Here is a 9,014-nt window from a genome sequence, read left to right as displayed (position 1 = left end):
AGCGCGAGAACGGAGGGTCCCTCATCGTGGCCAACCCGTCGGTCGGGCGAGAGAAGGCCGTCGGCGTCTCCTGGCTCAGGGGGGCGAAGGTTCGCGACATCGCGGTCTCGCGAGACGGCTCGCGGATCGTCGTGGTCAGCGAGCTGGCGGGAACGCCCACAATCCAGGTCGCCGCAATCCACCGCAACGCCGACTCTGAGGACGAGCCCATGCAGCTCGGCGACCCTATGACCATAGGCCAGAGCATGGTCGACGTCACGGACGTCGCCTGGATCGGCCCCACCAAAATAGCCGTGCTCGGACGGGCCTCGGCCGGGTCCGACCGCGCCCTGTACTCGGTGAAGATCGGCGGGCCCTCCGAACGGCTCATGGCGCCTTACACCGGCGCCGTCGCCATCACCGCCGGTCGCGACGAGGGGTCGATCATCGTCTTGACCGACAAGAACGTGGCCTATTCGCGAGAGGGCGGATCATGGCGGGCGATAGCAAGCTCCGTCACCGCCGTGGCGCTTCCCGGCTGAGCGGGATTGCCGCGGCAGGTGGTTCGCGGCCAGCGCGCAGCGACGTTGGCGTCCGCCTCGTCCCGGCGGGCGGACTTGCCGGAACGGCGGCGAGCAAAGCAGGCGCCGCATTACGCGGCCGGCGCCGGACGAGGCCCCGCGGCACGTCGCCTGTGGATATGTGGACACGCCGCCCTGCGCACCTTGCAGGGGCGAAGATCGAGCTGTGTTCGACGAGCTTATGGATTTGGTCTTCCCTCGGTCCTGCGCCGGCTGCGGGGCGTGGGACACGTCGCTGTGCGCAGCCTGCGCATCGGATCTGGCAGGGTCGTGGATGGACGCGTCCTGGCGCGCCCCCTACCTGCTCCACCCGAGATTGAGCCGTGAAGGGCTGGCCGTGCCCGGCGACTTTGAACCGGCCTTTCCCGTCCTTTCCCTCGGCGAGTACCGAGGGAGGCGGCGGCGCGCGATCATCGCATGGAAGAACGTCGTCGACCGCGAACTCACCGACGCCGTCTCCCGCATTGTCGAGGCCCGCGCCTTGGAGCTGGCCGGCGCGCTGCGGCCGCGGGACGCCGAGTCCGCAGGCGCGCCGCAAGCCGACGGGCGGATTCTCGTGGTTCCCGCCCCTTCGCGATTTCGCAGGAGGCACGACGGGAGGTTCGTTGCGGGGCACGTCGCTCAAGCGGCGGCGAAGGGGCTGACCGAGGCGGGCGTGCGGGCCGACGCCGTCGACGCGCTGAGAACGGGAAGCGCGCGAGGCTCGGGGCTTCGGGGGCGGCGCCGGAAAACGTCTTTCATTCGGGCGCGCCGCGAGTTTCGCACGGAGCTAAATTGCGTGGTGGCCGACGACGTCCTCACATCCGGCGCGACACTGGCCGGATGTGCGTGTGCGCTGGAAAAGGCCGGTGCAAGGGTGGTCTGCGCCGTCGTCCTCGCAGCGGCGGCCGACCCGAGAAATCGAAAGGCAAATGTGATTTAAACCTCGCCCGGAGGCCCGCGGTCGATTACAATGAATGCATCGACGCGAACGCCCCGACGGGGCGGCCGTCTCCGGAAAAGGGGGTGATCTTCTCTGAGATTGCGTGAGATGCAGCGCCAGTTCCATTAAAATCACATCCCCAAGGAGAGCATTGTGGAGATTATCGTCAAAGGTCGAAACGCCGAAGTTTCCGACCGTTTCCGCACCCACGTCAACGAGAAGCTCTCGAAGATCGAACAGTTCGCGCCGAGGGCGCAACGGGTCGACGTCGAGATAACCCACGAGCCCAATCCCTCCCAGGCGGAAGTCTCCGAGCGAATAGAGATAACCGTCATCGACAAGGGCCCTGTCATACGCGCCGAGGCCGCCGCGTCCGATCGGTACGGGGCCCTCGACTTGGCGTCGGGAAAGCTTCTCGAGCGGCTGAGGCGCGCGCGTGATCGCCGCAAGGAACACCGACGCCCCGACTCCCACGTGAGTGCGCCGCTGACGCTGACGCCGAAGGACGTCAACATTCCCAAGGCCAAGGAGCAGGCGGCCCAGGAGACGGCCAAAGTCCCGACCGTCCCCGGCGAGGAGGTCGAAAACCAGCTGGGCGATTCGCCCGTCGTCGTCCGCCAAAAGCTGTACGAGGCGCAACCCATGTCGGTCGACCAGGCCCTGTACGAGATGGAGCTCGTGGGCCATCCCTTCTATCTCTTCATCGACGAGGAGACGAAGCAGCCGTGCGCCGTCTACCACCGCCGCGGGTGGACGTACGGCGTGATTCGCTTGGACACCCGAACCGTCTGACCGACGCGGGGGCGACGCCGAAAAGAACGGCGCCGCCCCCGCCGCGGTTTGGTGGGCCGCGCCACGCAGTGCAACGTCGGGGGCTCCTTCCGGGATAAGCTTTTCCTCGGTTCTCTCGAGGAAGGACATACGTGGACAAACGTCACTACAACGTCGCTGTGATCGGCGCCGGCCCCGCAGGCATATACGCCTCGGACATCCTGTCAAAGTCCGATCTTGACGTTTCCATCGACCTGTTCGAACGGCTGCCTGCGCCCTACGGGCTGGTTCGATACGGAGTCGCCCCCGACCATCCCCGCATCAAGGCGATCATCGACGCGCTGTACAACATTCTTCAGCGCGGGGACATCCGGCTGCTCGGCAACGTCGACGTCGGCTCGGATGTGACCTTGGCCGAAATGCACGAGCATTACGACGCGATCATCGTCGCCACGGGGGCGCTTGCCGACGCCCCGCTCGACATTCCCGGCGTCGACCTTCCCGGCTGCTACGGCGCCGCCGACTTCGTCGCCTGGTACGACGGCCATCCCGACTTTCCCCGCAGCTGGCCCCTTGAGGCGACCGACGTCGCCGTCCTCGGCGTCGGGAACGTCGCCCTGGACGTCTCCCGGATTCTCGCCAAGCACGTCGAGGATCTCATGCCGACCGAGATTCCGGGCAACGTCGCCGCCGCGCTCAAGGACAACCCGGTGCGCGACGTGCACGTCTTCGGCCGCCGCGGCCCCGCGCAGGTCAAGTTCACCCCGATGGAGCTGCGTGAGCTCGGCCACGTCCCCGACGTCGACGTCGTCGTCTACCCTGAGGATTTCGAGTACGACGAGGCTTCGCAGGAGGCCGTCGAGAGCAAGAAGATGACGAAGCAGGTCGTCGACCAGCTCACCAATTGGGTGTTCCAAGAACCCGAGGACCTCACCGCCTCGCGCCGCATACACATCCACATGCTCCAGCAGCCCGTCGCGATTCTCGGCGACGGCAAGGTCGAGGCGATCCGCATGGAGCGCACCCGGCTGCGGGGCGACGGATCGGTCGAGGGGACCGGCGAGTACATCGATTATCCGGTGCAGGCGGTCTATCGCGCGGTCGGCTACGCCTCCAGCCCGATCGAAGGGGCGCCGTTCGACGATGAGAAGCGCGTGATCCCGAACGTCGGAGGGCGCGTGGTCGAGGACGGGAAGCCGGTGAACGGGCTCTATGCGACGGGATGGGTCAAGCGCGGCCCCGTCGGCCTCATTGGATCGACCAAGTCGGACGCGCAAGAGACGATCGCCAACCTCGTCGAGGATGCGAACGCCGGCAGGCTTTCCGCGACTGGAACCCCCGACGGCGGGGAAGGCGTCGTCGCCTTGCTGAACGAGCGGGGCGTGCGGTATACAACCTGGCACGGCTGGGAGCTTCTCGAAGCCTTCGAGAAGGAGATTGGCGAGGCCGAGGGGCGCAAGCGGATCAAGGTCGTCGAACGCGAGACCATGACGGCCGTTTCGCGGGGCGAGGAGCACGACGGGAAGCTGTACTGACGTCCGTGCGGGCCCCGCCGGGTCGCGCGGGCCCCGCCGCACCCTCCTCGCGAGTCTCTCCGCCTCCTTCTGCTGCGTCCGTTTCAGCTCTGGGGCCTGTCGGCGACAGGTCGGCTGCCTCGCCGCCCCCGACAGGCCCGGAACTCGTCAGCGGTAGTTTTGGAATTGGAGGGCGCAGTCGACGTCCGCGCTTTTGAGCAAAGCGATCGTCTCTTGAAGGGCGTCGCGAGACTTCGATGAGACGCGCAGCTCCTCGCCTTGGATCTGCACTTTGACCCCTTTGGGCCCCTCGTCGCGCACGAGCTTCGATAGCTTTTTCGCGTTTTCCTGGCTCAGGCCCCGCTTGAGGGTCCCTACGAGCCTGTGCTCCTTGCCCGATTGCTTCGGCTCGCCGTCGCCGACGTCGAGCGACTTGAGCGAGACCCCGCGGCGCACGAACTTGGTTTGCAGGATGTCGTAGACGGCCAAAACCCGCTCGGGGGCGTTCGCGGTCATCGTGATCGTCTCGCCGGAGAGCGCGATCGATGCGCCCACTCCTTTGAAGTCGTAACGTTGCGAGATCTCCTTGGCGGTTTGGTTGACTGCGTTGTCGACTTCCTGGCGGTCGTACTCGGAGACGACGTCGAAGGACGAATCTGCCATGGATGCTCCTTTCGCCCGCGGCGGCGGGGGTGTTTCGTTGATTTGGCGCGGCGGTTCCCGTTTCTGAGAATGGGAGCCCCCGCCTCGTGACTCGCGTCTCCCATTCTACGGAAAATTTGACATGTACTGGGATCACCCTGGTAATCTCGTCTGGCGATGTCCGGGAAACCGAGCATTGTAAGGCGGGTTTCCTGAGCGGCCAAAGGGATCTGACTGTAAATCAGACGCGTGAGCTTCGGGGGTTCGAATCCCTCACCCGCCACGCGGTCAACCGCATGAGCGTGATTGGCGTCACCGAACTCCGGGCCACTGCCCGGATTGTTTGTTGATAAGCTTGTCCGCGCTGCCCCGATAGCTCAGTCGGCAGAGCGTCTCCATGGTAAGGAGAAGGTCAAGGGTTCGATTCCCTTTCGGGGCTCTGGTCGCGGCCCAGGCCGCGACCGCTGCGGCGGGGTAGCTCAGCTGGTCAGAGCGCACGACTCATAATCGTGAGGTCGCGGGTTCAAGCCCCGCCCCCGCTACGGTCGCGAAGCGGCCCTCGCTTTGTTGACAAAACAAGAGGAGTTAGAAAGTGGCTAGCAAGTCTCAGGATGTTCGCCCCAAGATCACCCTCGCCTGCGAGGACTGCAAGGAGCGCAACTACATCACGAAGAAGAACCGTCGCAATACGCCGGATCGTCTTCAGCTGAAGAAGTACTGCCCGAGGTGCAACAAGTCGACGTCTCATCGCGAGACTCGCTGATCGCTCTGCCCTAGCAGATTCAAGCCCGCGGCTTTGGCCGCGGGCTTTTGCCGTCCAGTAGACGGGCTTCGGCGTCGTGCGCCTGTGGCCTTGTGCCGCGTCCCCGTCCTTCCTGCGCTGCTCCGCCATGCCGTCCGTCCCCTCGCGAATTCCGCCAAGGGCCCTGTCAAAAGCGTCGGCTACAGGGTTGCGCCGACGCCCAGAAGACGCTGCGCCCAAGGGGGCCCGACGCTCCAGGAAAACCCTTCGTGCGCCTACCCCGTCGGCGACACGCACAAGGGAGCCTCCCGGCGCTCCAGAAAGGCCCGGCGTCTCAGGAAGCGAACCCCGTGGGCGCCTCGGGAGGAGAATCCCGTGCCGCTTGGTGTGCCCGCCGCCTGGCTGTGCCCGCCGCCTGGGCGCCTCCGTCTCTTGGTATGCTCAGCCCGTGAGTTGCAGCGTTCCAGAGCATTCAGCAGTGCCTCCCGTCCCTTCGGCGCCCTTGCCCGCCACCCGTGCAAGAGTCGGAGCCAGTTCCTTCGCCGAGTTGACGACCTTTGCCGTGGGGGGCTCCTTCGATCGGCTCGTTGAGGCGTCGAGCGAGGAGGAGATCGTTGAGACGGTCCGTGAGGCCGACGCCGAAGGAGTCCCCGTCATGGTTCTCGGCGGCGGCTCGAACGTTTTGGCCGCCGACGGCCGTTTTCCCGGCGTCGTCGTGCGCGATGTGCGCCAGAGCATCGTCCTCAGGCAAGAAGGAGGGTGCGAAGGGGCCAACCTTCGGGTGAGCGCGGGAACCCCATGGGACGACTTCGTCGTCCACACGATCGCCAACGAGTGGATGGGCGTCGAAGCGCTTTCCGGAATCCCCGGAACGGTGGGAGCGGCCCCGGTCCAGAACATCGGAGCCTACGGGCAGGAAGCAGGCGGATCGATCGCCGGAGTCCGCGTTTACGACCGCGCGACCGGCAGGGTCGACTACCTGTCTTTTTCCCAGATGGAATTCGGCTATCGGACGTCCGTTGTCAAGAAGAGCCTGAAGGAAGGTTGGGGCCCCAGCCCGCGGCACATCGTGCTCGACGTCGATTTCCAGCTGAGGATCGCCTCGCTTTCCGCCCCCGTTCAATACTCCCAGCTTGCCCAGCTGCTCGGCGTGCAGCCGGGCGAGCGCGTGCCTTCGGTCGCTGTGCGCGACGCGGTTGTGGAGCTTCGCCGGTCCAAGGGCATGGTTCTGGACGACGCCGATCGAGACACCTATTCGGCCGGCTCGTTCTTCACCAACCCCGTCTTGAGCGAGGCCCAGGCTGCCAGGCTGCCCGACGACGCCCCGAAGCACGGGCTGCGCGACGGCAGCCGCACCGTCCTCGGCGCAGCCGCCCCGCGAGTCGAGGGGCAGGTGAAAACCTCCGCAGCCTGGCTCATTGACCACGCGGGATTTCCGGCCGGGTACGGAATGCCGGGGCCCGCGGCGCTCTCGACCAAGCATGCGCTCGCCTTGACGAACCGCGGGGGAGCGACGGGCGCCCAGATGCGGGAGCTGGCGCGAACCATTCGCGACGGCGTGCGTGAGGCCTACGGCGTGATTCTGGAGGCTGAGCCGACGATTGTCGGCGGCCTGGACTGACCTGGTTCGTCCCCGCGCCTCCTGGCGTTTCGTTTCTGCCGTGGGAGCGCGCCGCTTCGTTTCAGGCACCGTGTGCCTCCGCGTCGTCATCGTTCGAAGGATCTGCGGCCAGCCAATCCTGGATCTCGGCTTTCCACGTGCGCTTGGACGCCTCGTCGGCGAAGCTTGCCTCCACCGACGAGGACGCGAGGGCGGCGAGTTCGGCGTCGTCGAAGCCTTGCTCGCGAAGCGTCTCGTACTGGGCGGTCAGGCGTGAAAGGAAAAGAAGCGGGTCGTCGGCGCCCAAAGCGATCGTCGCGCCGGCGTCCATGAGCGTGCGAACGGGCACCCCCGAAGCCTCCGAATAGACGCCCAGGGAGACGTTCGACGCCGGGCACACCTCGAAGGCGACGCCCTCGTCGATGACCCGCCTGAGGACGTCGGGGCTCTCCGCCGCGCGCACGCCGTGCCCCAGACGCGTGGGTTTGAGAAAGTCGAGGACTTCGCGAAGGTGCTCGGGGCCAAGAAGCTCTCCGCCGTGGGGCACCGACCTCAGCCCCGCTTTTCGCGCGATGCGGAACGCCGACTCCCATTCGGATGTGACGCCCCGCCTTTCGTCGTTGGACAGGCCGAAGCCGACGACGTCCCCCGCCCCGTCCCCGGCGTACTTGGCCGCCAGGCGGGCCAGGGTGCGGGCTTCCAAAGGATGGCGGATGCGCGAGGCTGCGACGATTACGGCCACATCCACGCCGGTCGCGCGGCTGGCGGCCGCGGCCTCGTCCAAGACGATCTCGAGCGCCGGGGTGATTCCGCCGACGAAGGGCGCGTACGACGTGGGATCGATCTGGATCTCGAGGCGGCGCGAGCCTTCGGCGGCGTCGTCCTCGGCGGCCTCTCGGACGATGGTGCGCATGGCCTCCTCGCTGCGGACCGTCTTCCGCGCCGCATCGTAGGCGCGCTGGAAGCGGAACCACCCGCGCTGGTCCGCCGGCACCTCGATTGCGACGTTGTCCGTCAGCCCCTCGGGCAGGCGGACGCCCTGAGCCTCGGCCATTCGCTCGAGGGTGCGCACGCGCATCGACCCCGTGAAGTGCAAGTGAAGATGTGCCTTGGGGAGGCGGTTGAGATCGCGCACGCATACATTTTCCCATATGTTGAATACCCCGGTGCCGGATCGACACCCCGGTCGTCCGCAGGTCGCCCGGCCCGAACCTCGCCGAGAGGCGGCCATGAACCGACGACCCCGCTGTTTGCGGGCAGTCGCTTCGATCTTCCCGTTGTGACTGCGCCTTTGTCGTCGCCCCGGTCGTTCCGAGGCGCCGTCCAGGCCATTTTCTGGCGCGGCGTCCCCGCGCTGTCGGGTTGTCCCCGAATGTGCCGTCCATCGCCGCCCCGCCGCAAGCGGCGTCCCCGCGCTGTCGGGTTGTCCTCACCCCGATCGGCCAGGACGCAAGATATGAGAATCGCCCCGGATGTGGGAAAGTTGAACGCATGAGCACTGTCGAAACGGTCCCGACGTTGAACGCCGACGGCGGTTCCGCGTACGGTGAAGTTGCGAATGACGCGACTGCCTCCGACGGGCGTCGGGACTCTGCCGAAGGTTTGAGCGCCGCCGAACGGCGCGAAACGTTCAGAAGCCGTTTGGGACGAGCGGCAGCCTACTCGGCGTATATGTTGGCTGCCGCTCCCGTCCACCTGGGCATGTTCATCGCCGTCGCAGTGCTGATGTTTCTGGGGGCGGGGATTGCCTTGATCGGGGGTGTGGCACTCCTGCTTCTGGGGATCATGGTCGCCAGGCTCGGGGCCGTCGCCCAACGCCGCCTCAATGAGAGGGCCGTCGGAGGGGAGCGCCCGGAATCCGTCTACGTGACGCCGGAGCGTCGCAAGAAGATAATCGGCTTCTTATATCCGTTGCGCGATCCGCAGTCGTGGCTTGACGTGCTGTGGGTGTTCGCTTCGTTTCCCATCGCCATCGGCAATGCGGTCTTTGCGTTTGTCTGGATTGTCGCAACGGCCGTCGGCCTTGCCCAGCCGATCATCCTGTTGCTCTTCAAAGCGACGGGAATCGACTATACAGGCGTCACGGGATCGGCGAACGTTTCGTACCCGCCCGTCGTCGACGCGGGATTGGGATTTTGCTTCGGTCTGCTTTTGCTGTTGTACGGACCATATCTGATCAAAGCCTGCGGAAAGATTCAGTTTCATCTTGCTGATGTGTTGTTGTTGCGGCGTGCTCGGGATCGGGCGGATATTGAGCGGTTGA

General features: G+C 66.1%; 9 protein-coding genes and 3 tRNA genes. 10 read left to right on the top strand and 2 right to left on the bottom strand.

Annotated features, from left to right (window positions below):
- The 4 genes from ACO48X_RS06110 to ACO48X_RS06095 form a co-directional block, all read left to right on the top strand.
- Positions 1-521, top strand: a 521-nt coding sequence (locus tag ACO48X_RS06110; RefSeq protein WP_485001226.1) for an LpqB family beta-propeller domain-containing protein, incomplete at its 5' end; no start/stop codon positions are given.
- Between the two features lie 205 nt (positions 522-726).
- Positions 727-1,482 carry a ComF family protein gene (locus ACO48X_RS06105; protein ID WP_485001225.1) on the top strand — a complete coding sequence of 252 codons (756 nt, stop codon included), beginning with the start codon at positions 727-729 and terminating at the stop codon, positions 1,480-1,482.
- Between the two features lie 153 nt (positions 1,483-1,635).
- The gene (hpf, locus tag ACO48X_RS06100; protein ID WP_485001224.1) at positions 1,636-2,274 is read left to right on the top strand and encodes a ribosome hibernation-promoting factor, HPF/YfiA family; all 639 of its coding nucleotides are present in this window, start codon (positions 1,636-1,638) and stop codon (positions 2,272-2,274) included.
- 131 nt (positions 2,275-2,405) lie between these two features.
- A complete protein-coding gene (locus ACO48X_RS06095; RefSeq protein ID WP_485001223.1) occupies positions 2,406-3,788 on the top strand; it encodes an FAD-dependent oxidoreductase in 1,383 nt (460 codons plus the stop codon).
- Between the two features lie 147 nt (positions 3,789-3,935).
- On the opposite strand, the gene ACO48X_RS06090 is transcribed toward ACO48X_RS06095, so the two are convergent.
- Positions 3,936-4,430, bottom strand: a complete 495-nt coding sequence (locus ACO48X_RS06090) for a YajQ family cyclic di-GMP-binding protein (protein WP_485001222.1) — start codon at positions 4,428-4,430, stop codon at positions 3,936-3,938.
- Between the two features lie 181 nt (positions 4,431-4,611).
- Between ACO48X_RS06090 and ACO48X_RS06085 the strand changes: the two genes are divergently transcribed.
- The 5 genes from ACO48X_RS06085 (at position 4,612) to ACO48X_RS06065 (ending at position 6,772) form a co-directional block, all read left to right on the top strand.
- A tRNA-Tyr gene (locus ACO48X_RS06085) sits at positions 4,612-4,692 on the top strand.
- Between the two features lie 83 nt (positions 4,693-4,775).
- Positions 4,776-4,848: transfer RNA gene (locus ACO48X_RS06080), tRNA-Thr, on the top strand.
- 29 nt (positions 4,849-4,877) lie between these two features.
- Positions 4,878-4,951 (top strand) — tRNA-Met (locus ACO48X_RS06075).
- Between the two features lie 50 nt (positions 4,952-5,001).
- The gene (gene rpmG / locus ACO48X_RS06070) at positions 5,002-5,172 is read left to right on the top strand and encodes a 50S ribosomal protein L33 (protein ID WP_009199297.1); all 171 of its coding nucleotides are present in this window, start codon (positions 5,002-5,004) and stop codon (positions 5,170-5,172) included.
- Between the two features lie 457 nt (positions 5,173-5,629).
- Entirely contained in the window at positions 5,630-6,772 is a 1,143-nt protein-coding gene (locus tag ACO48X_RS06065; RefSeq protein ID WP_485001221.1) for a UDP-N-acetylmuramate dehydrogenase, read from the top strand.
- A gap of 61 nt (positions 6,773-6,833) precedes the next feature.
- Here the strand turns inward: ACO48X_RS06065 and ACO48X_RS06060 are convergent, their stop codons facing one another.
- On the bottom strand, positions 6,834-7,886 hold the full coding sequence (locus ACO48X_RS06060) for an adenosine deaminase (RefSeq protein ID WP_485001220.1): 1,053 nt from the start codon (positions 7,884-7,886) through the stop codon (positions 6,834-6,836).
- 467 nt (positions 7,887-8,353) lie between these two features.
- On the opposite strand from ACO48X_RS06060, the gene ACO48X_RS06055 reads away from it, so the two are divergent.
- The coding region (locus ACO48X_RS06055) for a sensor domain-containing protein (protein WP_485001219.1) at positions 8,354-9,014 on the top strand (661 nt) is incomplete at its 3' end.

It is taken from the genome of Peptidiphaga sp. (assembly GCF_057238965.1).
This window is presented reverse-complemented; position numbering and strand designations above follow the sequence as displayed.